Annotated in this window: 29 protein-coding genes; 10 read left to right on the plus strand and 19 right to left on the minus strand. The window is 66.4% G+C overall.

The window, feature by feature from the left end:
- Positions 1-25: 25 nt before the first annotated feature.
- Positions 26-253 carry a hypothetical protein gene (locus NF699_17955; GenBank protein USU04888.1) on the minus strand — a complete coding sequence of 76 codons (228 nt, stop codon included), beginning with the start codon at positions 251-253 and terminating at the stop codon, positions 26-28.
- 144 nt (positions 254-397) lie between these two features.
- Entirely contained in the window at positions 398-859 is a 462-nt protein-coding gene (locus NF699_17960) for a GreA/GreB family elongation factor (GenBank protein USU04889.1), read from the minus strand.
- 98 nt (positions 860-957) lie between these two features.
- Here NF699_17960 and NF699_17965 point away from each other — a divergent pair, with 98 nt between their 5' ends.
- Positions 958-1,125, plus strand: coding sequence for a hypothetical protein (locus NF699_17965; protein ID USU07167.1), 168 nt, complete (start codon positions 958-960; stop codon positions 1,123-1,125).
- A 15-nt stretch (positions 1,126-1,140) separates the two neighbouring features.
- Here NF699_17965 and NF699_17970 read toward each other — a convergent pair whose 3' ends face one another.
- A complete protein-coding gene (locus tag NF699_17970; protein USU07149.1) occupies positions 1,141-2,430 on the minus strand; it encodes an MFS transporter in 1,290 nt (429 codons plus the stop codon).
- Between the two features lie 188 nt (positions 2,431-2,618).
- On the opposite strand from NF699_17970, the gene pgsA reads away from it, so the two are divergent.
- From pgsA to NF699_17985, 3 genes are read left to right on the plus strand one after another with little or no spacing between them, the layout of a single operon-like run.
- Complete coding sequence (gene pgsA, locus NF699_17975; protein USU04890.1) at positions 2,619-3,185, plus strand: CDP-diacylglycerol--glycerol-3-phosphate 3-phosphatidyltransferase; 567 nt, start codon at positions 2,619-2,621, stop codon at positions 3,183-3,185.
- 4 nt (positions 3,186-3,189) lie between these two features.
- Positions 3,190-3,447 (plus strand): molybdopterin converting factor subunit 1, encoded by a 258-nt coding sequence (moaD, locus tag NF699_17980; protein USU04891.1) that lies wholly within the window; start codon positions 3,190-3,192, stop codon positions 3,445-3,447.
- Positions 3,444-3,887: a molybdenum cofactor biosynthesis protein MoaE gene (locus tag NF699_17985; protein ID USU04892.1), complete on the plus strand. Its 444-nt coding sequence runs from the start codon at positions 3,444-3,446 to the stop codon at positions 3,885-3,887. Before moaD ends, NF699_17985 begins: the two co-directional genes overlap by 4 nt.
- Positions 3,888-3,936: 49 nt before the next feature.
- Here the strand turns inward: NF699_17985 and NF699_17990 are convergent, their stop codons facing one another.
- The 5 genes from NF699_17990 to NF699_18010 all read right to left on the minus strand — a co-directional run bounded on the left by NF699_17990 (position 3,937) and on the right by NF699_18010 (position 8,903).
- Positions 3,937-4,545 (minus strand): fasciclin domain-containing protein, encoded by a 609-nt coding sequence (locus NF699_17990; GenBank protein ID USU04893.1) that lies wholly within the window; start codon positions 4,543-4,545, stop codon positions 3,937-3,939.
- Positions 4,546-4,582: 37 nt separating this feature from the next.
- On the minus strand, positions 4,583-5,485 hold the full coding sequence (locus tag NF699_17995) for a hydrogen peroxide-inducible genes activator (GenBank protein USU04894.1): 903 nt from the start codon (positions 5,483-5,485) through the stop codon (positions 4,583-4,585).
- 195 nt (positions 5,486-5,680) lie between these two features.
- Complete coding sequence (gene ahpF / locus NF699_18000) at positions 5,681-7,270, minus strand: alkyl hydroperoxide reductase subunit F (protein USU04895.1); 1,590 nt, start codon at positions 7,268-7,270, stop codon at positions 5,681-5,683.
- Between the two features lie 154 nt (positions 7,271-7,424).
- The gene (gene ahpC, locus NF699_18005; protein ID USU04896.1) at positions 7,425-7,988 is read right to left on the minus strand and encodes an alkyl hydroperoxide reductase subunit C; all 564 of its coding nucleotides are present in this window, start codon (positions 7,986-7,988) and stop codon (positions 7,425-7,427) included.
- A 141-nt stretch (positions 7,989-8,129) separates the two neighbouring features.
- Positions 8,130-8,903 carry a sulfite exporter TauE/SafE family protein gene (locus NF699_18010; protein ID USU04897.1) on the minus strand — a complete coding sequence of 258 codons (774 nt, stop codon included), beginning with the start codon at positions 8,901-8,903 and terminating at the stop codon, positions 8,130-8,132.
- Positions 8,904-9,075: 172 nt separating this feature from the next.
- On the opposite strand from NF699_18010, the gene NF699_18015 reads away from it, so the two are divergent.
- Positions 9,076-9,768: a serine acetyltransferase gene (locus tag NF699_18015; protein ID USU04898.1), complete on the plus strand. Its 693-nt coding sequence runs from the start codon at positions 9,076-9,078 to the stop codon at positions 9,766-9,768.
- Complete coding sequence (locus tag NF699_18020; GenBank protein USU04899.1) at positions 9,768-10,106, plus strand: DUF2794 domain-containing protein; 339 nt, start codon at positions 9,768-9,770, stop codon at positions 10,104-10,106. Before NF699_18015 ends, NF699_18020 begins: the two co-directional genes overlap by 1 nt.
- Positions 10,107-10,204: 98 nt before the next feature.
- On the opposite strand, the gene NF699_18025 is transcribed toward NF699_18020, so the two are convergent.
- From NF699_18025 to NF699_18070, 10 genes are all read right to left on the minus strand, one after another.
- Positions 10,205-11,230, minus strand: a complete 1,026-nt coding sequence (locus NF699_18025; GenBank protein ID USU04900.1) for a hypothetical protein — start codon at positions 11,228-11,230, stop codon at positions 10,205-10,207.
- A gap of 226 nt (positions 11,231-11,456) precedes the next feature.
- Positions 11,457-12,359, minus strand: a complete 903-nt coding sequence (locus NF699_18030; GenBank protein USU04901.1) for an SDR family NAD(P)-dependent oxidoreductase — start codon at positions 12,357-12,359, stop codon at positions 11,457-11,459.
- Positions 12,360-12,452: 93 nt separating this feature from the next.
- A complete protein-coding gene (locus tag NF699_18035) occupies positions 12,453-12,902 on the minus strand; it encodes a hypothetical protein (protein ID USU04902.1) in 450 nt (149 codons plus the stop codon).
- 101 nt (positions 12,903-13,003) lie between these two features.
- Positions 13,004-13,696, minus strand: a complete 693-nt coding sequence (phoB, locus tag NF699_18040) for a phosphate regulon transcriptional regulator PhoB (GenBank protein USU04903.1) — start codon at positions 13,694-13,696, stop codon at positions 13,004-13,006.
- Positions 13,696-14,388, minus strand: coding sequence for a phosphate signaling complex protein PhoU (gene phoU, locus NF699_18045; protein ID USU04904.1), 693 nt, complete (start codon positions 14,386-14,388; stop codon positions 13,696-13,698). Before phoU ends, phoB begins: the two co-directional genes overlap by 1 nt.
- On the minus strand, positions 14,388-15,146 hold the full coding sequence (gene pstB / locus NF699_18050; GenBank protein USU04905.1) for a phosphate ABC transporter ATP-binding protein PstB: 759 nt from the start codon (positions 15,144-15,146) through the stop codon (positions 14,388-14,390). Before pstB ends, phoU begins: the two co-directional genes overlap by 1 nt.
- The gene (pstA, locus tag NF699_18055) at positions 15,143-16,399 is read right to left on the minus strand and encodes a phosphate ABC transporter permease PstA (protein ID USU04906.1); all 1,257 of its coding nucleotides are present in this window, start codon (positions 16,397-16,399) and stop codon (positions 15,143-15,145) included. The genes pstB and pstA overlap by 4 nt, the downstream gene beginning before the upstream one ends.
- Positions 16,392-17,768, minus strand: a complete 1,377-nt coding sequence (gene pstC, locus NF699_18060) for a phosphate ABC transporter permease subunit PstC (GenBank protein ID USU04907.1) — start codon at positions 17,766-17,768, stop codon at positions 16,392-16,394. The genes pstA and pstC overlap by 8 nt, the downstream gene beginning before the upstream one ends.
- Positions 17,769-18,027: 259 nt before the next feature.
- Positions 18,028-19,068: a substrate-binding domain-containing protein gene (locus NF699_18065; GenBank protein USU04908.1), complete on the minus strand. Its 1,041-nt coding sequence runs from the start codon at positions 19,066-19,068 to the stop codon at positions 18,028-18,030.
- Positions 19,069-19,091: 23 nt separating this feature from the next.
- Positions 19,092-20,330 (minus strand): ATP-binding protein, encoded by a 1,239-nt coding sequence (locus NF699_18070; protein ID USU04909.1) that lies wholly within the window; start codon positions 20,328-20,330, stop codon positions 19,092-19,094.
- A gap of 196 nt (positions 20,331-20,526) precedes the next feature.
- On the opposite strand from NF699_18070, the gene NF699_18075 reads away from it, so the two are divergent.
- Genes NF699_18075 through NF699_18090 form a run of 4 tightly spaced genes read left to right on the plus strand, consistent with a single transcriptional unit; the run spans position 20,527 to position 23,063 of the window.
- Complete coding sequence (locus NF699_18075) at positions 20,527-20,961, plus strand: hypothetical protein (protein ID USU04910.1); 435 nt, start codon at positions 20,527-20,529, stop codon at positions 20,959-20,961.
- Positions 20,962-20,965: 4 nt separating this feature from the next.
- The gene (locus NF699_18080; GenBank protein ID USU04911.1) at positions 20,966-21,232 is read left to right on the plus strand and encodes an HPr-rel-A system PqqD family peptide chaperone; all 267 of its coding nucleotides are present in this window, start codon (positions 20,966-20,968) and stop codon (positions 21,230-21,232) included.
- Positions 21,229-22,083, plus strand: a complete 855-nt coding sequence (locus tag NF699_18085) for an HprK-related kinase A (GenBank protein ID USU04912.1) — start codon at positions 21,229-21,231, stop codon at positions 22,081-22,083. The genes NF699_18080 and NF699_18085 overlap by 4 nt, the downstream gene beginning before the upstream one ends.
- On the plus strand, positions 22,068-23,063 hold the full coding sequence (locus NF699_18090; protein ID USU04913.1) for a nucleotidyltransferase family protein: 996 nt from the start codon (positions 22,068-22,070) through the stop codon (positions 23,061-23,063). Before NF699_18085 ends, NF699_18090 begins: the two co-directional genes overlap by 16 nt.
- Here NF699_18090 and NF699_18095 read toward each other — a convergent pair.
- On the minus strand, positions 23,053-23,751 hold the full coding sequence (locus tag NF699_18095; protein ID USU04914.1) for an HAD-IA family hydrolase: 699 nt from the start codon (positions 23,749-23,751) through the stop codon (positions 23,053-23,055). The two genes, NF699_18090 and NF699_18095, sit on opposite strands and share 11 nt — an antisense overlap.

Consider the following 23,751-nt stretch of genomic DNA (forward strand, 5'->3'; position numbering starts at 1 on the left):
CGCCGATCCGGCCGGATATCGGGGATCAGCCGATCTCGTCAGCGATGATCCACTGCCGGCTGATCGCCGTCCGCATCAGGCGCAAGCCGCAGCACGTGCAGCGCGCCCGGCGGATGCCGCCGCTGCTGGTCTGTCCGCGACCGGGTTTGTGCCGGGTGGCGATGCAGGCATTCACGGAATGGGCGACGGACATGCCGAACTCCTTCGTGCGCGCTTTTACCGTCGTGTGTTGCGCAGCGATGTCCTGACCCACGCGACATGGACACATCGCCGCAACACGCTGTCGCTATGCTTATGCGTCGGTGGCGTTCTCTCCCACATTGGCCCACCGGCCGCAGGGCGCTCCCCGGTGCCCGACGGTCGAACTACGGGGCCAGCGATGGCCTTGTAGTTCGGCTCAGGCCTCTGCACTTACGGCGATGACCTCGATCGCATCGGCCCGCCCGTTGAACGGGAGTCGGTCGCCGGCCTCCGCACCCATCAGCGCCCGCGCCAGCGGCGCGCCATAGGCGATCCGGTCCCGCGGGGGATCGGCCTCGTCGTCACCGACGATGACGATGTCGCGCCGCTTGCCGGCGATGTCGACGACGATCCGGCTGCCGAAGCCGATGCTGCCGTCCGCAGGCGCGGCGATCTCGATCGCCGTCGTGCGCCGGGTATGCCAGTATCGCAGGTCACGCCTGATCGCGTCGATGTCCGCCGCAGCGGCCACCGTCAGCGATGCCTCCAGCGCCGCGATCCGCTCATCGATCAGCGCCTTGCCGGCGCGCGTCACCAGGTTCGGGCCGGCCGGGATCGGACGTTCGAACTTCGGTTCCAGATGCTCTTCATCGCTCTCGCGACGGAACGCGACACTCATCAATCAGCCTTTTCCGGAATGTCCCATCTTCGGACAGCGCCTGCTTAACCACCTTTGCGACTGGTCCCAATCGTAAACGCGGCGTTAACGTCTTCATGATGACCCGACGCCTAGTCCTGACCAACGAGTCCGCTCGCCATCCGCTTCGCCGGTCGCTGCCGCCACCGGTTGTGGCGCATGCCGGCAGCAACGACGATTCCGACTGGAAGCTGTTCCTGTTGAGCTTCGCCGCTTTCTTTACCTGTTTCTACACCCTGATCTTCTGATCGGGCATCTGCGACCTAATCGCAGGCAGCATGCAGTCTTTGTGCGATCCAGGCCGACACCAGGCACATCGCCGCGACGAGGAATAGCATGTCGACGGGCCGGACGCCCATCACGTTGATGCCGATCGCCACCACCGATCCAAGCGTCATAGCACCCGAATTGACGACATTGTTCGCAGCGACGGTGCGTGCGGTCTGATCCTTTTCGACCGTGGTCGTCAGGAATGCGTAGAGCGGCACCACGAACATGCCGCCGGTGGTCGCGATTGCGAGCAGGCTCAGCATGATCGGCACCGCGCGCGGCTGCGCGACGAACTCGCTCCAGTCGTAATAGGTGCCCGGCGCCGCGGGGATCCAGCTGCGGCACAGGAACGAGAATATCACCACGAACACGCCCATCGCGATCACCGATAGCGGTGAATAGCGCGCGCTGATGCGACCCTTCAGCATCGTGTTGATGACCACCGATCCGATCGCCACCCCGACCGAGAACACAGCGATCGCACCGCTTGCGACGCGTTCGTCGGCCGTGAGCACGTTCTTCACCAGCGGCGGAAAGATGATGATCAGCACTGCACCGATCGTCCAGAAAAAGCTGATCGCACAGATGGCGAGGAACAGACGCGGGATGTGCATCGTCGTGCGGATCAGCCGCCAGGATGCGGTGAAGGGATTGTAGTTGAGCTTCAGTCGCGGGCCCTCGCGTGGCGCAGGGGGCACCTGCCGCGCGGTGATCCAGCCGATCAGCGCGACGACGATGACGAGGATCGCCGCGCCCTCGATCGGTACGTACCCGGCCATGACGGTGCCGAGCAGGATCGCGAGATACGTTCCCGCCTCGACCAGCCCGGTGCCGCCGAGCACGTCGCACGGCTTCAAATGCTGCGGCAGGATTGCGTATTTGATCGGCCCGAAGAACGTCGAATGCACGCCGAGGAACAGCACCGCACCCAGCATCAGGCCGATCCCCGCGCCCGGATAGCCCGCACGCGCCACCATCAACCCGGCGGCGCCGAGCAGCATGATGCCGATCTCCGCCGTTTTTACGATTCGGATGATCCGCGCCTTGTCGTGGCTGTCCGCCAGCTGTCCGGCGAGCGCGGAGAACAGGAAGAACGGCAGGATGGCGATTCCGGTCGCCAGCGCGTTGAAGTTCGTTTCCATGTGCGGATCGTTGAAGATCGCATAGGTCGCGAACAGCACCATCGACGTCTTGAACAGATTGTCGTTGAACGCGCCGAGGAACTGGGTGGCGAAGAGGGGAAGGAAGCGGCGCTGCCTCAGCAACCCCATGGCATTCAGCATGCGAAAGTCGGCCTTCGATCGTGGCGATATTGCGGCGGGCATAGCCCAGCGGGCCAGCATCGCCAACGGGGCATCGCCGATGGGGGCCACGCGATCCGCCAACCCATGTGGAATGATGGCAGGATGTGGGGGCAACGGGGTGCGGCACGGGGTTACGCAGGCGCGCGCACCGGAGTAGGGAGAACAGGATGCTGACCTTGCCCAACCTTTTGACGCTGTCGCGGATCGTCGCGGTACCGTTGCTCGTCGCCTTCCTGTGGTGGCCGCGTTGGGAGGCGGGGTTCGGCATCGCCTTCGCGCTGTATTGCCTGATGGGCATTACCGACTATTTCGACGGCTATCTCGCGCGGGCGCAGGGCGCGGTGTCGCGGCTCGGCGTGTTCCTCGATCCGATCGCCGACAAGATCATGGTCGCTGCGGTGATCCTGATGCTGGTCGGCACGCGGCACGACGACATGGCGCTCATCACCGGCGTGCACCTGATCGCCGCGCTCATCATCCTGCTCCGCGAGATCGCAGTGTCGGGCCTGCGTGAATTTCTGGCCGGTATTCAGGTATCGCTGCCGGTATCGAAGCTCGCCAAGTGGAAGACGACGCTGCAGCTCGTCGCCTTCGGTGCGCTGATCCTCGCGGGCGCGCTGCCGGCGCAGGTGTGGATCAAGGCGATCGGTCTTGCCTGTTTGTGGGCGGCGGCGGCGCTGACGCTGGTGACGGGCTGGGATTACCTCCGCGTCGGCCTGAAGCACATGGACTGAACCGATGGCGATCGAGATGCTGTATTTCGCCTGGGTGCGGGAGCGGATGGGCAAGGCGCAGGAAACGGTCGATCCACCGGCAGCAGTGGCCAGCGTTGCCGATCTGGTCGAATGGCTGGCGGCGCGAGACGACGTGAGCGCTGGGGCGCTGGCGGATCGCGTCCGATTGCGGGCCGCCGTCGATCAGGACTTCGTCACGATGCACGCCAGCATCGCCGGCGCACGCGAGATCGCGTTATTCCCTCCGGTGACCGGCGGATGATCCGGGTGGTGGTCGATCGCACGCCGATCGATGTGGCAACGGAAATGGCGCTTGCCGAGCAGGCGGCCGGCGCGGGCGCGGTCGCGACGTTCAGCGGGTTGGTCCGTGCCGATGATGGTGTCGGCACGCTGGAGCTGGAGCATTACCCCGGCGCGACCGAGGCCGCGCTGGTGCGGGTCGCGCAAGAGGCGGTGGCGCGCTGGTCGCTGGGCGCGGCGTCGATCGTGCATCGGGTCGGGCCGATGGCGCCGGGCGAACGGATCGTCTTCGTGGCGGCATCGGCGCCACATCGGGCTGCGGCGCTTGAGGCGTGCGCTTATTTGATTGATCGGCTGAAAACCGATGCACCGTTCTGGAAACGCGAGACCCGTGGCAGCAAGGCGGAGTGGGTCGAGGCGCGTGCGGCGGATACGGCAGCGGCGGAGCGATGGGAGATATAGACTCTCCCAGGTCATCCCGGGTTCGTTTGCCGGTATGACCAAATCGACTTTACGGCAGCTTCGGCACCAGCACGCCGTTCACCACATGGATCACGCCATTGACCTGCGCGACGTCCGCCGCCTCGACGTAGCTGCGGTTGCCGGTGACGCTGGTCAGTGTGATGACGTCGCCAGTCATCGTCGCCGTGATCGGCTGGCCGCCCAACGTGGTCAGCGTCGCGCGTCCGCCGCCGGCGCGGATACGGTCCGTCAACTGTTCCGTGGTCATCGTGCCCGCGACGACATGGTAGCGGAGTAGCGCCACCAGCGCCGAACGGTTCTTAGGTGCCAGCAGGTCGCGAGCGATCCCGGGGGCGAGGTGGGCGAAAGCCGCGTCGGTAGGCGCGAAGAGCGTGTAAGGGCCATCGCCACCCAGCAGCTGGTCGAGTTCGGCGGCACGCAATTCCATCGCCAGCATGCCGAGTCCAGGTGTCGAGGCGATCGACGTGGCGATCGTCGCCTCCGATTCCAGGCGGGACGGGTCGACGGCGACCGGTGCACTGGCCACCGGTGGTGGAGCGATGACCGGCGACGCCGCGGGCGGCACGCAGCCGGCCAGCAGCGACAGGAGTACGGGAACGGCAAAGCGCCGCGCGCGGATGAGGATGGTCTGGGTCACGTACGCTCCTCTACGCCCGGGCGGCGTCAGGGTTGCATCAACGGGCTTGTGCCAGCGCCTCGGCGAGAAGCTGGAAGTCCTTTTCGCGTGGGGATGCCTTGCGCCACACCAGTGCGATCCGGCGAATGGCATTTTCGGCGTCGAGGGGCCGCGCTACGATATCGGTATGGTCGAGGATACCGGCCTTCAGCGCCATTTCGGGCAGCATCGTCATGCCGAGGCCATTGTCGACCATCTGCACGATCGTGTGCAACGATGTGCCGAGCATTGTCGCCTCCGCGCGCAATTCGGGGCGGTTGCAGGCGGAGAGCGCGTGATCCTTCAGGCAGTGGCCATCCTCCAGCAGCAACAGGCGCGTTTCGTCGATCAGTGACGCGGGGATGCTGGGCGGATCACTCGGCATATCCTGTGGCAAATAGGCGACGAACAATTTGTCGTCGAACAGCGGGTATGAGGCGACATCGCCGCAGGCGAACGGCAGCGCGAGCAGCACGCAGTCCGTGCGGCCGTTGTGGAGGCCTTCGCAGGCCGCGCCCGAGGGTTCTTCGCGCAGGAACAGCTTGAGGTCGGGATAGTCGCGGCGCAGGCGGGGGAGGATGTGCGGGAGCATGAACGGCGCGATCGTCGGGATGACGCTCATCCGCATTTCGCCCGACAGCGGCCGACCGGCGGCGCGGGCGATGTCGCCGAGTTCCTCTGCCTCGCGCAGGACGCGGCGCGCCTTGTCGGCGATGCGGTCGCCCAACGGTGTGAAGCGGACGACCCGGCGGGTGCGCTCGACAAGCGTGACGCCGATGAGGGTTTCGAGTTCGCGCAGACCCGCCGAGAGAGTGGACTGGGTGACGAAGCAGGCTTCGGCGGCGCGGCCGAAGTGGCCGGCGTCCTTCAGCGCGACGAGATATTGGAGCTGTTTGAGCGTGGGGAGGTAAGTCGCCGCCATGCCGGGCGGGATAGAGGGGCGGGGCAGGCCGCGCCAGTCCCCTCGCTACCTTATTCCTCCCCCGCCAGGGGGAGGTGGCGCCGCAAAGCGGTGACGGAGGGGGAGGTAAGCGACTAACCTAAAGGCTCGCGGAAACGCCCCCTCCGTCAGCTGCGCTGCCAGCTCCCCCGCTGAAGCGAGGGAGGAATTAGGACGCTACTCCGCCGCTTCTTCCCAGTCGTGGGTCTCTTCCGCCGGCAGGCGGATGAGGTGGTCGAACGCCGACAGCGCCGCCTTCGAGCCCTCACCCATCGCAATGACGATCTGCTTGAACGGCACCGTCGTCACGTCGCCCGCGGCGAAGATGCCGGGCTGCGAGGTGTGGCCGCGGTGGTCGATCTCGATCTCGCCCCGGGGGCTGAGCGCGATCGCGCCGGCGAGCCATTCGGTGTTGGGTACGAGGCCGATCTGCACGAAGATGCCCTCCAGATCGACGCGGTGCATCGCGTCGGTGTTGCGGTCGCGATAGGACAGCGCGGTCACCTTCTCGCCGTCGCCATGCACTTCGGTGGTGAGCGCAGAGGTGATGATGCGGACGTTGGGCAGGCTGGCGAGCTTGCGCTGGAGCACCGCATCGGCGCGCAGGTCGCTGTCATATTCGATCAGCGTGACGTGCGCGACGATGCCGGCAAGATCGATCGCCGCCTCGACACCCGAATTGCCACCGCCGATCACCGCGACGCGCTTGCCCTTGTAGAGCGGGCCGTCGCAATGCGGGCAATAGGCCACGCCCTTGTTCTTGTATGCATCCTCGCCCGGCACGTTCATCTGGCGCCAGCGGGCGCCGGTGGAGAGGATGACGGTCTTCGCTTTCAGCGACGCGCCGCTGTCGAGCACGATCTCATGCAGGCCGCCTTCGCCGGTCGCCGGGATCAGCTTGGCGGCGCGTTGCAGGTTCATGATGTCGACGTCATAGTCGCGGACGTGGCGTTCCAGCTCAGCGGCGAGCTTTGGCCCCTCAGTATGCTGGACCGAGATGAAGTTCTCGATCGCCATCGTGTCGAGCACCTGCCCGCCGAAGCGCTCAGCGGCGATGCCGGTGCGGATGCCCTTGCGCGCGGTGTAGATCGCCGCGGCCGCGCCGGCGGGGCCGCCGCCGACGACGAGGACGTCGAACGGGTCCTTCTGCGCGATCTTCTCCGCGGTACGCGCGGTGGCGCCGGTGTCGAGCTTGGCGACGATCTGTTCCATTTCCATGCGGCCCTGACCGAAGGGTTCGCCGTTGAGGAACACGGTCGGCACCGCCATCACCTTGCGGGTGGCGACTTCGTCCTGGAACAGCGCGCCGTCGATCGCGGTGTGCGTGACGCGCGGGTTGAGGACGGCCATCAGGTTGAGCGCCTGCACCACGTCGGGGCAGTTGGCGCAGGACAGCGAGAAGAAGGTTTCGAAGTGGAAATCGCCGTCGAGCGCTTCGACCTGCTGGATCAGTTCCTGCGCGGCCTTTGACGGGTGACCGCCGACCTGAAGCAGGGCGAGCACGAGGCTGGTGAATTCGTGGCCCATCGGCAGGCCGGCGAAGCGGACGCCGATGTCGGTGCCGGCGCGGCGGATCATGAAGCTGGGCTTGCGCTTGTCGTCGGCGGTGACGACCGCGATCTTGTCGGACAGCGCGGCGATCTCGTCGAGCAGTTCGGCCATCTGGCGCGACTTGGCGTCGTCACCGAGGCTCGCGACCAGCTCTATGGGCTGGCGGATGTTGACCAGATAGGCCTTCAACTGCTGCGTCAGATTGGCGTCGAGCATGGCGGAAACTCCTGGAAATTCTGTCGTCTAACAGACGGCCCGGGGTGGAAGGTGTCCACCCCGGGCCGCGATCACCCTGACCCTCGGGGAAGGGCGGGGATGGGGTAGGCGCCGTCGTATCCCTGCGTGCGCAGGAACACGGGTGCCGGATCGCTTAGATCTTGCCGACGAGGTCGAGGCTGGGGGCGAGCGTCTCTTCGCCCTCTTCCCACTTCGCGGGGCAGACTTCGCCCGGATGCGCGGCGATATACTGCGCGGCCTTGATCTTGCGGAGCAGTTCAGCGGCGTTGCGGCCGACGCCTTCCGAGGTCACTTCGATCAGCTGGATCACACCTTCGGGATCGATCACGAACGTGCCGCGATCGGCGAGGCCCTGGCCTTCGCGCAGGATCTCGAAGTTGTTGCTGATGCTGTGGTTCTGATCGCCCAGCATGAAGTAATTGATCTTGCCGATCGCGGGCGAGCTGTCATGCCACGCCTTGTGGCTGAAGTGGGTGTCGGTCGACACGCTGAACACCTCGACGCCCATCTTCTGGAGCGTGGGGTATACGTCGGCGAGGTCTTCCAGCTCGGTCGGGCAGACGAACGTGAAGTCCGCCGGGTAGAAAAAGAATACCGCCCACTTGCCCAGCACGTCAGCGTCGCTGATCTGCACGAACTTGCCTTCCTTATAGGCCTGGGTGGTGAACGGCTTCAGCTTGCTGCCGATGAGGGCCATGTTGGTCTCCGGTATTGAATGGTGTGAACCGGATATAGGTGCTCATGCCGCAGCGCAAAATTAATCTGTTTGCACTGCGTGATCGGATAAGCCGATCAATAACGATCGTAGCACCTTAGGCCATGCACTTGCGTGCGCGAATCACTTCGCGAGTGCGGCGTAGACGGACCAGGCGCTGGTGAGCGTCAGCAGCACGCCGACCAGCGCCATCAGTCCCCGGGTCGGTACGCGCTTCGCCAGCACGCCGCCCAACGGCGCGGCGATGATGCCGCCGATCAGGATGCCGAGCGTATGCAGCGTGAACGCCGACCAACCGAGCGCGAAGAAGAAGGTGACCGACGCCGTCGCGGTCAGGAAGAACTCCGCGGTGTTGACGGTGCCGATCGTATGCCGCGGCGTCGCGCCCTGGATCAGCAGGTTGCTGGTCACCACCGGCCCCCAGCCGCCGCCGCCCGCCGCGTCGAGAAAACCGCCGATCAGCCCGAGCGGCGCGATCACTCTGGGCTTCCGCGGCTCGATCCGCCCCTTCACCGCACGAAACAACAGATAGATGCCGATGCAGGCGAGATACAGCATCACGAACGGTTTCGCGACCGACGCATCGACGTTGCTCAGCAGTGTCGCGCCCAATATCGCGCCGATCACCCCGGGAATCACCAGCCGTCGAAACAGCTTCCAGTCGACGTTCTTGTGAACGATGTGGCTGACGCCCGACGCGGCGGTGGTGAAGGTTTCCACGGCATGCACGCTGGCCGAGGCGACCGCGGGAGGCACGCCCATCACGGTCACCAGCAATGTCGAATTGATGACGCCGAATGCCATGCCGAGCGCGCCGTCGACGACCTGCGCGGCGAAACCGATCGCGATGAACGGCAACACCTGGCTCCAGTCGATGGCGGTAAGAAACTCGGGCATCGGCGACGGTAACTCCGGAAGGACGCGAAACGGTTCAGACCCATGCACCGTGCACGGCGTACGCAATCCCTACAACAAAGCTGGAGTTTGCCACGGCAAAGTTGCGACCGGGCGGGCATGGAAATCGGTTGCCGGAAAGATTACATGCGGAGGTCTGCAAGGGGAACGATGGATGTTCGGACGGTTCGCCGCCTATCTCGATTCGATCCGGGCGCGCGATCCGGCACCGCATTCGCGGGCCGAAATCCTGCTGTATCCGGGGGTATGGGCGCTGGGGTTCCACCGCATCGCGCATGCTTTGTACCGGCGGCGCTGGTTCTTCATGGCGCGGCTGGTCAACCACATCGCGCGGGCATGGACCGCGATAGACATCCATCCGGGCGCCAAGATCGGCCGTAACTTCTTCATCGACCACGGTTTCGTCGTAATCGGCGAAACGGCGGAGATCGGCGACGACGTCACCATCTATCAATGCGTCACGCTCGGTGGCACCAGCCCCGATAACGGCGTCGCGGGCAAGCGGCACCCGACGCTGGCCGACGGCGTCATCATCGGATCGGGTGCGCAGGTGCTGGGGCCGATTCTGGTCGACCGACGCGCGCGCGTCGGCGCCAACGCAGTGGTGACGAAGGACGTGCCCGAAGGCGCGGTGATGGTCGGCATCCCGGCACGCGCGACGATGGTCGAAGGCGGGGCGTCCGCTGCGCCGGCGCGCTTCGTTCCTTACGGCACCCCGTGCAGCGACATGTTCGATCCGGCGACGCAGAAGATGGAGATCATGCGCTGCGAGCTGGAATCGATGCGCAAGCGGCTGGATGCGCTGTTGGCGGAACAGGCGCCCGAAGCGGAGCGTGATCGCGCCTGATGGGGATCGTCACACCGTTTCCGCATGGTGGGCAGCCATCGCAGATCGGCTTCGAACGTGCCGAGCTCACCCGGATCCTCGACCTGTATGGCCGCATGGTCGCTGCCGGGCACTGGAAGGATTATGCCATGAACCTCGGCAAGGATGCCGCGGTTTTCGCGGCGTTTCGCCGTGCCGCCGAGCGCCCGGAATTCCGGATCGAGAAACGCCCGGCGCTGCGCGGGCGACAGGGGATGTGGGCGCTGATCGGCGAACAGGGCATGGTGCTCAAGCGTGGCCATGAACTGGGTCCGGTGCTCGCACCCGTTGAGCGGCGGCTGATGAAGCTGGTCGACTAGAACGGCAGTCGTCATTGCCGGCAGAGCGAAACAGCCCGGATTCCGTCATGGATTCCGGGCTGCTGCGTTCGGTTGGCACGAGCGATTGTCGGCGGCGATCAGGCCATCGCTACCGGCGGCAGGCGATGGCGCAGCGATTGCGACAAGGCGGTCACGACCGCACGACGCATCGGCTGCCAGAACGCCGAGAGGCACAGCAGCGCCGACCCGATCACGAAGGCGGTAAGCGCCGTTCCCAGTTCGACCGCTCCCGCGCTGCGGAACAGCGCGTAGAGCGCAGCCAGAACATAAGCGAGGCCGGATACGAGCAGCGCCCGGCGATCGACTGCCAGTGCGATGGCGGCGAACGCGATGTACAGCGCCACCACGACGATCGCCATGGCGACGCCGATATCCGCCCTGAATACGCCCAGCATCTGGAAGATCGAATGCGCGATCATCGGGGCGGCGGTGAGGTGGAGCCAGAACGCGACGTCGGAGCGGCGGGTCTGGCGCTGCGTATCGCTCATGTCCCAGCGCATCGCCGTGGCGAAGACGCCAAGGCCACCGATCAGCAGCAACGGCCAGACCGCTTTCTCGATCTGCGGAACCGCTGCGAGGACAAGGCCGATGGCTGTGGCGACCAGCGCGGCCGCACCAGCCGCGACGGTGATCGGTACCATGAAGCGCCGCCAGTGCAGCCACGCCGCCCCCGCCGCACACAGTGCGATACCGGCAGCTGCCAGCGCACCTTCCCGGCCATCGATGTCCGGTGCGACCAGTTCCACCGCGCCGGCGAGCGCCCCCGCTACACCGCCGACGAAAGCGATCAGCAGCAGGATGCTCGGCAGCGCCATGCGGCGTCGTGCGGTGAAATATTCCGCCAGCAGCCACGCCCCGCCGGCAACCAGCCCGCCAGCCAGCGGATAGGACAGGCGAAGACCGATCTGGCCAAGGGCGACCAGTAGCAGGACGATCGCTATGGAAACGAAGATGTCGTTGAAGCCGGTGAGCAGCCGGAAATGCTCTTCGTCCACGGCCGGCGCCTCATGGCTAGCCGCGATGTGCGCGCGCAACGCTGCTGCGGCCTCTCGTGATATAGCCCCGGCCGTCACCGCACCATCAATGTCGCTTTCGCTGTACATAGTGATCCTCCCTGTTGATGCGTGAGCGTACCAGCTGTGTGTTATTGAATCAATACACCTTTGGGAGGATGGTGCGCCAGCCTCTCGATGATCTGTCATCCGTGTGCAGGCGGGCACCCATGGTCGCAGTGCCCGCGGTCTATTCCTGTCAGCGTGCGTCCGGATCGGCGCGTGTGCGGGGATGACGGTCTGGAATGTGGTCAGACGATCGCGCCTGGGCTGCCGTTCAGCCGCTTTGGAGCAGCTTGCCGATCGCCATCGCCTGCTCGCCTCCCATCTTCGGCACGATCTCTCCGGTGCGATCCGTGACCGCAGTCCAGTGCGCGGCGACGCCCTCGGGTGACAGATCATCGCCGGTCAGCAGTGTGCCGGGGGTAAGCGTAACGTAGGACGACTGGAACACGCCGGCACCGGCGCCGAGGATCACGTTGCTGGGGGCCTCCTCGCTGACCAGATAGAGCGCGCCGGGGGCGACCTTTTCAGGCGCGAATGCGTCGAAGGCCTGCTTGGGAAACAGGTCTTCGGTCATGCGCGTGCCCGCTGTCGGCGCAATCGTGTTGACGCGGATGTCGTTCTTCGCGCCTTCGATGCCGAGTGTCCGGGCCAGACCTGCGATGCCCATCTTGGCCGCACCGTAGTTTGCCTGACCGAAATTGCCGAACAGCCCGCTCGACGATGCGGTCATCAGTACGCGGCCGTAATTCTGCTCGCGAAACGTATCCCAGCACGCTTTCGTAGCAAAGGCGGAGCCCAGCAGGTGGACGCGTACGACGAATTCGAAATCGGCAGGGTCCATCTTCGCGAAGGTTTTGTCGCGCAACACGCCTGCGTTGTTGATGAGGATGTGGACGCCGCCCCAGGCCTCCCCAGCTTTCGCGACCATCTCGGCCATCTGGTCGTATTCCGCGACGTTGCCACCGTTGGACATCGCCTCGCCGCCGGCAGCATGGATTTCGTCCACCACGGCCAGCGCCGCGTCGGAATGGCCGGTGCCGTCCCGTGACCCGCCCAGATCGTTGACGACCACTCTGGCACCGCGGCGCGCCAGTTCGAGCGCATAGTGGCGACCAAGGCCATTGCCGGCACCGGTGACGATCGCGACCTTGCCGTCGAAGCGGATGGGGGACATGGAAAAGGCGCTCCTCACTATCGTTGGAGCGCCTTTACCTAAACGTTAGGTGCGATGTGGCAACCGGTCATGCCGGTTGCCGCGACATCGACCTTACTTGCCGCCGCGCTGGATGCACTGGTCGTACTGACCCTTCTTGCACACCGGATATTTGGCGAGCGGGGCGGGAGCGGGATAGGCCTGATCGGGGGTCTGCGCCGGGCGGAACACCGGTGGCAGCGTGCTGCCCGGGGTGCCACCGCTCAGCGCGGAACCGGTTGGCGCGTAACCACCCGCCGGCGATCCCGAACCCGTCGTCATCGGCGCAGGCGTCGATGCCTGTGGCATCGGTGCGGCGTCCGCCGGGGCCGGGGCCGCTGCGGCGGCAGGATCTGCAGGAGCGGCCGCATCTGCCGGCGGCGTGGACGCATCGGCGGGCGGCGGCGTCATGCTCTGATCGGCGGCGCCGGCGGGAGCGGTCTGTGCGGGGGGCGCCGCCGGAGTGGTCTGTGCCAGGACAGGAACAGAGATCAGGGCCGTGGCGGCCAGCAGAATGAGCTTCATTGCGGGGTCTCCTTAGGAATCTCATGCGCTGCATTTTTCGTCAGCGCCCCCGCCCAACGTCCCAGTTCCGACTTTTCTCCTTCGTTTCGCGCCCGATTCTATTACGCGCCCGAATCGAGCGAATATCCGGCAGAACGCACCGTGCGGATCAGGTCGGGTCGTTCGCCGATGTTGATCGCCTTGCGCAGGCGGCGGATGTGGACGTCGACGGTGCGGCTCTCGATGTCGCTGTCATGTCCCCACACTGCGTCGAGCAGCCGTTCGCGGCTGAACACCCAGCCGGGATGTTCGAGGAAATGCTTGAGCAGGCGGAATTCTGTCGGCCCGAGCGGCACGACCTCGCCCGAGCGGCGGACCTTGTGGCCGACGGTGTCCATCTCGATGTCGTCATAGGTCAGCGCTTCGCCGGCGAGCGCCGGGCGGACGCGGCGCAGCACCGCGCTGACGCGGGCAACGAGTTCGCGGGGACTGAAGGGCTTGGTGACGTAATCGTCCGCGCCGGTTTCGAGGCCGCGGATGCGGTCCTCTTCCTCGCCGCGCGCGGTCAGCATGATGATGGGAACGTTCTGCGTCTCGGTCATCCGGCGCAGGCGGCGGCAGACCTCGATCCCGCTCAATCCCTCGACCATCCAGTCGAGCAGGACGATGTCGGGCGCCTTTTCCTTGGCGAGCAGCAGCGCCTCCTCGCCATCGGGAGTGTGCGCGACCTCGAAATCCTCACGCTTGAAGTGATAGATCAGCAGTTCGGCGAGGGCGGCATCGTCCTCGACCAGCAGCATGGATGCGCGTGCCATCAGCGTCTGTCCTCGTTATTGCCGCCGCGGTCGCGGTCGGCCATTTGGGTGCCGGTTGCGGCGAAATAGACCATCTCGGCGACGTTGGTCGCGTGGTCGCCGATGCGTTCCAGATTCTTGGCGACGAACAGCAGGTGGGCGACCTGGCTGATCGTGCGCGGGTTCTCGACCATGTAGGTGACGAGCGTGCGGAAGATGCTGTCGTAAAAATCATCAAGCGCGGCGTCGCTCTCCACGACCCGGACGGCGGATTCCGCGTCGCGGGCGGCGAAGGCATCGAGCGCGGCGCGCACCATGTCGCTCGCCATCCGCGCCATCGCGGGGAGCAGCGAAAGCGGCTCGATACGGTGTTCGCCGTCGATCATGGGAACACGCTTGGCGATGTTCTTGGCGTAATCGCCGATGCGCTCGACCACCGCCGCGATCTTCAGCGCCGCGACGACTTCGCGCAGGTCGACCGCCATCGGCGCGCGCAGGGCGATGATGCGGACGGCGAGCCGCTCGACCTCCGCCTCGATCGCGTCGATCGCCTTGTCGTCGGCGCGAACGCGCGCGGCGAGTTCGGGGTCGGGGCGTTGCAACGCCTGCATCGCCAGCGCGATGGCATCCTCCGCCAGCCCCCCCATCTGCGAGATCATACCCCGCAGCTGCCCGATATCGGCGTCGAATGCCTTGACCGTATGTTCCACCATTAGCCGTACCGTCCGGTAATGTAGTCGCGGGTGCGCTCCTCCCGCGGGTTGGTAAAAATATCGCTCGTAGCGCCGAACTCGACCAACTGGCCGAGGTGGAAGAAGGCGGTCTGTTGCGATACGCGCGCCGCCTGCTGCATGTTGTGGGTGACGATCACGATCGCGTAGCGCCCCTTCAGCTCGTGGATCAGTTCCTCGATCTTGGCGGTCGCGATCGGGTCGAGCGCGCTGCACGGTTCGTCCATCAGGATTACCTCCGGATCGACGGCGATGGCCCGGGCGATGCAGAGCCGCTGCTGCTGGCCGCCGGACAGCGCTGTGCCGCTGTCGGTGAGGCGGTCCTTCACCTCGTCCCACAAACCGGCGCGGCGGAGCGACTGTTCGACCATCGCGTCGAGGTCGGCGCGGGCGGTGGCGAGGCCGTGGATGCGGGGACCGTAGGCGACGTTTTCGTAGATCGATTTGGGGAAGGGATTGGGCTTCTGGAACACCATGCCGACGCGGGCGCGTAGCTGCACTACGTCCATGCTGCTGGCGTAGATATCCTCGCCGTCGAGCAGGATCTCGCCGGTCACGCGGGCGGAGGCGACGGTGTCGTTCATCCGGTTGAGCGTGCGCAGGAAGGTGGATTTACCGCAGCCCGACGGGCCGATGAAGGCGACGACATTGTCCTGATCGACGTCGATCGAGACATGGTCGATCGCCTGTTTCGCGCCGTAGAAGACGCTGACGTCATGCGCAGAGATCTTGTGGGTCACCAGCGGGTCTCGAAACGGTTGCGGAGGTAGATGGCGAGGCCGTTCATCGCGAGCAGGAACACCAGCAGCACGATGATCGCCGCCGATGTCTTCTCGATGAAGCCGCGGTCGACGTCGTCGGACCACAGGAATATCTGCACCGGCAGAACCGTTGCGGGGTCTGTCAGCCGCGATGGCGGGGCGGCGATGAAGGCGCGCATGCCGATCATCAGCAGCGGCGCGGTCTCGCCAAGCGCTCTGGCCATACCGATGATCGTGCCGGTGAGGATGCCGGGCAGCGCGAGCGGCAGGACGTGGTCGAACACCACCTGCACCGGCGATGCGCCCACCGCCAAAGCAGCGTCGCGGATCGACGGCGGCACAGCCTTGATCGCGTTGCGACCGGCGATGACGATGACGGGCATCGTCATCAGTGCGAGCGTGAGCCCGCCGACCAGCGGCGCGGAACGGGGCAGGTGGAAGGTGCCGAGGAACACCGCCAGCCCCAGCAGGCCGAAGATGATCGAGGGGACGGCGGCGAGGTTGTTGATCGACACCTCGATCAGGTCGGTCCAGCGGTTCCGCGGGGCGTATTCCTCGAGATAGAGCGCGGCGAGCACCCCGATCGGGAAGGCGAGGCCGATCGTCACCAGCATGGTGAGCAGCGACCCCTTGAATGCGCCCCAAATGCCGACGCGGGTCGGGTCGGTCGAGTCCGCCGCGGTGAGGAAGCCGAGGTTCCAACCCGTGGTGAGCGCACCCTGCGCCTTCAGTCTGGCGATGATCGCTTCGGCCTGCGGGGTTCCGTCGCGCTTGGCGGCGACGTCGAGGGCGCTGTCGACGGGCACATCGATAGTGACCCGGCGGGTGAGCACGGCAGGATCGCGCTTGATCGCATCCCGCACCACCAGCCATGCGCCATCCGACAGCAGGTCGGTGCCGGCGCCGCCATAGGCCTGCACGGCCGCGCGATCGACGATGCCTTCCAGCCCTGCGCCGGCAAGCGCGAGGTCGGCACCGCGGCCTTTCAGCTGTGCGGGCGTCACCATCAGCTTCGCGGCGGCGAGGTCGATCGGCAGGGCGACGCGGGTCTGGCGGAAGCCGCTCGCGCCCTGCCACAGCATGCTCGCGAGCAGGAAGGCGAGGAAGCTTGCCGACAGCCATACCGCGGCCAGCCCCAGCAGCCGGAAACGGCGCTCGGCGGCATAGCGGCGGCGGGTGCGGCGCTGGACGGCTGCGGCCTTCCAGTCCGTGGGCTGGCGGGCGTTACTCATAGGCTTCCCGATACCGCTTCACGACGGTCAGGGCGACGACGTTCAGCGCCAGCGTGATGACGAACAAGGTCAGGCCGAGTGCGAAGGCGGCGAGCGTCTTGGCGCTGTCGAACTCCGCCTCGCCGGTGAGCAGGTCGACGATCTGCTTGGTGACCGTGGTGGTGCTGGCGAAGGGGTTGGCGGTGAGCGTCGCGACGCCGCTGGCCGCCATGACTACGATCATCGTCTCGCCGATCGCGCGCGACACCGCCAGCAAGATGCCGCCGACGACGCCGGGCAGCGCCGCGGGCAGGATGACCTTGCGGATCGTTTCCGAACTGGTCGCGCCCATCGCGAGGCTGCCGTCACGCATCGATGCGGGGACGGCGGCGATCGAATCGTCGGCCATCGAACTGACGAAGGGGATGATCATTATCCCCATCACCGCGCCCGCTGCCAGCGCGCTTTCCGACGAGGCGTTGGCGATGCCGAGCGTCAGGCCCAGTTCGCGCACGGCGGGGGCGACGGTGAGCGCGGCGAAATAGCCGTAGACGACGGTGGGCACGCCGGCGAGCATCTCCAGCACCGGCTTCATCCAGCGGCGCGTGCGGGCGTGCGCATATTGCGTCAGGTAGATCGCGCTCATCAGCCCGAACGGGATCGACACCGCCATCGCGATGACCGCGCCGATGAAGAACGTCCCCCAGAACAGCGGGACCGCGCCGAGCGATGCGCCGGGATCGCGCGCGTCGATGACCTGTGGTGACCAATGCGTGCCGAACAGGAATTCGCCGACGCCCACGATGCTGAAGAAGCGTGCGGATTCGTACAGCAGCGATGCGACGATGCCGACGGTGGTCAGGATCGCGATCAGCGAGGCGGCGAGCAGCAGCAGCATGACGCCGCGCTCGACCTGTGTACGGGCGGCGAAATCCGGGCGCACGCGGGTGAAGGCGAAGCCGCCGCCGACGAAGGCGAGCAGCAGCGCGACCGCGGTGGCGATCCAGTCGTAGCGGCTTTGTGCGGCGGCATAGGCGGGGGCGAGCTTTGCCGACAGGTCGTGGAACGCGCCGTAGCTGCGCCCGGCGGCGAGTTCGCGCGCTTCGGCGAGGATCGAGGCGCGCTCGAATCCGATCGGCGGCAGCGCGGCGGCGGCGGGCGTGGCGATCACCGCATCGGTGACCAGCGCGGGTGAGGTGAGACTCCAGATGCCGAGGAACAGCAGTGGCGGCACGAGGGCGCAGATCGCGACGAAATAGCCGTAGTGGACGGGGAGGGCGGTGAAGCGCGCGACGCCGGGCTTGCGGAAGGTCGCAGCACGCATGCGCGCGGCGAGCCAGCCGATCAGCACCAAGCCGAAGACGACGAGGATGATGGCGAGGCCGGTCATCGGGTCACGCCCGTAGCCAGGCCGTTCGCCCGCGCACACCGAAGGCCGGGGTTCCGTGCGACAACGCCGGCAATCCTGCTTGATCCTGGGTTCCCGCGTCCGCGGGAACACGGGTTGGTTGCCACACATCCTCTGTCACCCCGGACTTGTTCCGGGGTCCACTTCTCGGCGAGGGAAACGCTTCGAGCCTCTGGCCTTGCCGTAGCGGCACGGTGGACCCCGGAACGGGGCCAGGGTGACGGCGGGCGCGGGGCGGGGGTCACGACCCCAGCTCCGCCGGGTTCAGCGGCGTCTCGTTCGCCACCACCGCTGCCGCCTTCGCCCGCACCGCTTCCGGTGCGGCGATCAGGCCGCGGCGGACCAGCGGGCCGTCCGGCCCCCAGGCGGCGGCATACAGCTTCAGGAAGGTCGTGAGGCCCGGGATGGCGCGGAGGTGCGCCTTCTTGACGTACACGTAGAGCGGGCGCGATCCGGGGTAGGCGCCCGCGGCGATCGTCGCATAGGTCGGCTTCACGCCGTCGATCGCGACGCCGTCCACGGTGCCGAGATTCTGTTCGAGGTAGCTGTAACCGAACACGCCGATCGCGTTCGGATTGGCGGCGAGTTTCTGGACGATCAGATTGTCGTTCTCGCCGGCATCGACATAGACGCCATCCTCGCGCACCCGCGTGCACAGCGCCTTGTGCGCCTCCGGGTCGAGCGTCTTCGCGCGCGGGTTGATCGTCTCGCATCCGCGCGTCAGGATCAGTTCGGCAAGGGCATCCCGGGTGCCGCTGGTCGCCGGTGGGCCATAGACCTGGATCGGTGTCGCCGGCAGCGCCGGGTTGACGTCGCGCCAGACCTTCGCGGTATTGGGGCGACCGAGTGGCGCTGCGGCCAGCGCGCGATAGAGGTCGGCGGGCGTCAGGGTCATCCCCGGCCCGTTCTTCGCCTCGGCAAAGGCGATGCCGTCGATGCCGACCTGCACCTCCATGACCGGGCCGACGCCGTTATTCCGACAGGCGGCATATTCGCTGCGCTTCATCCGGCGCGACGCGTCCTCGATATCCGGGTGGCCCGCGCCCACGCCGGCGCAGAACAGCTTCATGCCCGCACCGGTGCCGGTCGATTCGATCACCGGCGCCTTCGCATCGGGATTGTTGGCGACGAAGGATTCGGCGACGAGGGTGGTGAAGGGATAGACGGTGGACGATCCGACCGCGGTGATCTGATCGCGCGATCCGCCACCGCCGCCGTTCGCCTGATCCTGACAGCCCGCGAGGCACAGCGTCAGACCAAAAAAGAGAATTCGCTTGCCCACGCCCCGCCTGTGTGACGGTTCGGTTACCCTTTGATGACAGCGGTTCCGGTCGGTGTGCCGGCAAGTGCGTCTGCTGACGGGATCGCGACGGTGACGACAGTACCGACCCCGACCTTGCTGGCGATGTCCAGCCGACCGCGGTGGCGCTCGACGATGTGCTTGACGATCGCCAGGCCCAATCCGGTGCCGCCGACGCTTCGGCTGCGACCGGCATCGACACGGTAGAAGCGTTCGGTCAGGCGCGGGATGTGCTGCGGGGCGATGCCTTCGCCTTCGTCGGTGACCGTGAGGCGCAGCAGCCCGGAGCGGTCGAGGCCGAGCGTCGCGATCACGGGGGAGCCGGGGCGTCCGTATTTCATCGCATTACCGATCAGGTTGTGAAGCAACTGCGATAGCTGCGCCTCATCGCCGATCACGTGCGGCAGGTCGGGTTCGATGGTGATCGCGACATTCTCCGCCCGTGGGCTGCGCGCCGCCTCGATCTCCGCAGCGACATCCTCGAGCAATTCGCCGAGATCAAGACGGTCGCCGGGCAGCCGGTATTTCTCCGCCTCGATGCGCGATAACGAGATCAGATCCTCGACCAGTCTCTGCATCCGCTGTGCCTCGGCGAACATCACGTCGAGGAAGCGTTTGCGCAGACCGGGGTCCTCGCCGGCTTCTTCGTTCAGCGTTTCAATGAAGCCGAGGATCGAGGCGAGCGGCGTACGGAGTTCATGGCTGGCGTTTGCCACGAAATCGACGCGCATCTTTTCCGCAGCATAATTGCCCGACTGATCGACGAGATGGACAATCCGCGCGCCATCGCCTGTTTCGCCCGTGCGCATTTCCCACCGCTGATCGGGGGTGCCGAGCCCGACGAGTTCCACGGGACGGCCGGGCAGTGGCGCGCCGGAGGTCAGCCGGTCGGCGGCAGCGGGGTGGCGGATCGCAACGCGGACGTCCTCGCCGACGATATGGCGGCCGAGCAATGCTTTGGCGGCGGCATTGGCGCAGGTGACGATGCCGCTGCGAACCAGCAGCACGGGCTCTGCGATCACGTCGAGCACCTCGCCAAGCAGCGCTTCGGCATCCGGCGCATTGTGGCCGGTAACCGCTTGTCCTTCGTCGCCGCGGCCCATCGCGGCAAGCGCGACGGCGACCGTGCCGACGAGGGCGACGGCGGCACCGTCGATCCGCCCCTCAACGAGATAGACGCCGACGGCGGTGCCGAGCGCGATCGTGAACGCACCGCTGAGCCGTCGGACGAATCGGGACATCATGCGCGATGCGCTAGCCCAAGTTAGCGGCCGGGGGCAGGGGGGACGGCATGACGAACGTCGGAAGGTGATCCGGGACGATCACGCCCTGACTCCGCATCGAAAGAGCGTCAGCGCTTGCGAGTCCCGCAACGATACGCGGCATGTGCTTGCCTCGGCTTAGCGAATATGAAACTCAGCATGCGCTAGCAGGGGTGCCATGAGCGACGAGACGCCGACCGACGGCCACGATCAGATCGAACGAGACCGGGCTGAACCGGGTGAGGGCATTGCAAGCCGCCGCCGCGTGTTGATGCTCGGCGCGGTGACCGCGGGGGCGGTGGTGTCGATCCGTCCGGCGCTGGCGCAGACCGCCGGATCGGTGCTGAACTGCGAAATTCCGGTGCCCGACATGGGGCGCGCGGGCAGCTTCATCGATCCCGCCGGGAACGTCGTCGCGTCTGGTACGAAGGGCGCGTTTCCGCCAGCTTCGCGACCGTTCAAGGGTGAAGAGGTCAAGCGGGCGCTGTCCGGCACACAGTTGCCCGGTACGACCTACGAGAGCAATCGTGCCTATGTGAGCTATATCCGCCGCCTGCAGCGCGGGCAGGGCGGCTTCACCTGCTTCGCATCGTTGCAGATGCCGCGCGGCTGAGCGTTTGCGGTACCGCGCCCCGCGGCCAGAGGCGCTGCTGACCGCCGACCTCGATGCCTTCACAGCCGTGTTCCACCGTCCGTCCGGAATCACGCATCTGCTCGCGAGTCCCGCGCGCGAGATCGTCGACGCGCTTGCAGCCGACGCATTGGACCTCGATGCGCTGCTGATACGCCTGACCGAGCGGTTTGACCTTACCGACGCCGGCCCGGATGCGTTGGCGGCACGGCTGGACGAGCTGATCGATGCGGGACTCGTCGAGCCGGTATGAGGCACGTTTTCTCGGTTCGCATCGGCCCGATCGGTTTTCGGGTCGGTAGCGACTGGCGCGCACCGATCGATCAGTTGCGCGAGCTGTATCGTTACTACCCGGCGCCGAACCTGCCCGATTTCACGGTACGGCTGGAAGCGACCCGACCATGGCGGCGCTGGATCCGGCCTTCGGTGCGGATCGCCGGCGACTATACGCTGCCCGAGGCGGCGCCGCTGCCGCTTGCGCAGGGGCTGCTCGCCGCCGAAATGGCGATGAACCTGCAGCTGGCGCTGGGCGGGCGGCGCTATCTGTTGCTGCACGCATCGTGCGTCGAACGCGACGGACGCGCCGTGCTGATGACCGGCGAATCGGGTGCTGGCAAATCGACGCTGGCAACGCTGCTGGCGGCGAAGGGATGGCGGTTCATGGGCGACGAATTCGCGCTGATCGATCCGGATACCGGCCTCGTCCACGCCTTTCCTCGACTGATCAGCCTGAAGAATGCGGCAATCGATGCGGCGATCCGGTCGCAACCGCAGGCCCGGCTGGGGCCGCTGCTGGTGGCGACGCCCAAGGGCGATATTCGCCACATGGTGCCCGATGCGATCGCGGTGGGAGCGATGGACGAGCCTGCCCGGCCGGCGTTGCTGCTGTACCCCCGCTACGGATTCGCGAACGAGATACGGCCGGTGGCACCGAGTGAATCGTTCGTCCGCCTGACGCAGGCGTCCACCAACTACGTCGCGATGGGCGAAGCCGGCTTCGGCGCGCTGACGCGGCTGGTACGCGAAACGCCGGCGCATGCGATCGACTACCCCGATGGCGCAGCGGCCTTAGCGCAGGTGGAGGCGTTGTGGCGGACGCTCTGATCCTCGCCCGTGCACTTGCCGATCCGCAGTCCCTGGCACTCGATACCGATTGGGTCGGATTGATCACCACCGCGCGCGCCGAGCAATTGCTGGGAACGCTGGCATATCGGCTGGACGGATTGCCGCTGCCTGAGGAAGTGGCGCTGCTGTTGGCAGATGCGCGGACGTCGGCGGAGAATGGTCGACGGACGGCCCTGTGGGAGGCGGAGATGGCGCGGCGGGCGCTGGCGCGCCTCGGCTGCCCGGTGGTGTTGCTGAAGGGTACTGCCTTCGTCGCTGCGGGGCTGTCGGCGGGGAGAGGGCGGTCGGTCGGCGACCTCGATATTCTGGTGCCGCGGGCGTCGCTGGACGCAGTCGAGGCCGCGCTGATCGAGGCGGGATGGGAATGGGTGAAGCCCGATCCGTACGACGAGGATTACTACCGGCGCTGGATGCACGAGCTGCCGCCGCTGATCCATCGGGACCGTGACCGGATGATCGACGTGCATCATACCGTTCTGCCGCTGACCGCGCGGATCACGCCCGATGCGGCGAGTCTGATCGCGGAAGCGCTGCCGCTGGGCAACGGGCTGTCGGTACTGTCGCCGCAGGACATGCTGGTGCACGCCTCGGCGCATCTGTTCGCGGACGGCGATCTGGCGGGGGGCTTGCGCAACCTGTGGGACGTGCACTGCCTGATCGACGAGCATGGCACCGACGGACTGGCTGTGCGGGCACGGCATCACGGCCTGAAGCGCGAGGTAGGGCGAGCATTGCGGTTGAGCGGGCTTCTGTTCGGCACGCCGGTGCCTGACGATCGGCAACGGTGGTCGGATGCGCTATACCTGCGACGTCTGCTTGCCCGCGACGATTGGGGGCGGCCGATCCGCCCGCTGACGCGGCTCGCCTTCTATATCCGGTCGCACTGGCTGCGCATGCCGCCGGCGATGCTCGCCCGGCATCTATGGGCAAAGTGGCGGCGTGGCGGGGTCAGCCGTTGACGACCGCGAGGCGGTCGAGTGCAGGGATTAGTTCCGTGTAGCCATGGATGATCGCATCGGCGCCCAGTTCCTCCACCGGCTGCATCATGAAGCCGAACGAGCAGGCGACGGTCGGCAGGCCGGCGGCCTGTCCGGCGCGGATGTCGAACATCGAATCGCCGACGAACGCGGCTGTCCCGCCGCCGCAGCGGGCGATCATCTCGTAAATGGGTTTCGGCGACGGCTTGGCGTTGCCGGGCCCCATCGTATCGCCGCCGATGATGCAGTCGAACCGGCGGGTAAGGTCGAGCGCTTCTAGCACCTTGCGCGCAAGCCCCTCCAGCTTGTTTGTCACGATCGCCAGCCGCGTGCCGTGGGCGGCGAGTTGGTCGAGCACGTCGAGCGCATCCGGATATGGAATGGTCAGGACGGCGATATGCGTTTCGTAATACTCGAGCAGTAGCCGGTGCAGCCGATCGAGTGTCGCATCGTCGCAGCCGCCGGTCGCCGCCATGCCCTGCGCCAGCATGTGGCGCGCGCCGCCGCCGATCATCGGCTTGACCTGCTCTACGGTCAGCAGCGGTCTTCCGACGGATGCCAGCGCATGGTTGACCGCCGCCGCCAGATCGCCGCTGGTATCGAGCAGCGTACCGTCGAGATCGAATCCGACGATATCGAACGGCACGCGAAGCGATGAATTCTGCGTCAT

The organism is Sphingomonadaceae bacterium OTU29LAMAA1 (genome assembly GCA_024072375.1).
GTDB lineage: Bacteria > Pseudomonadota > Alphaproteobacteria > Sphingomonadales > Sphingomonadaceae > Sphingomonas.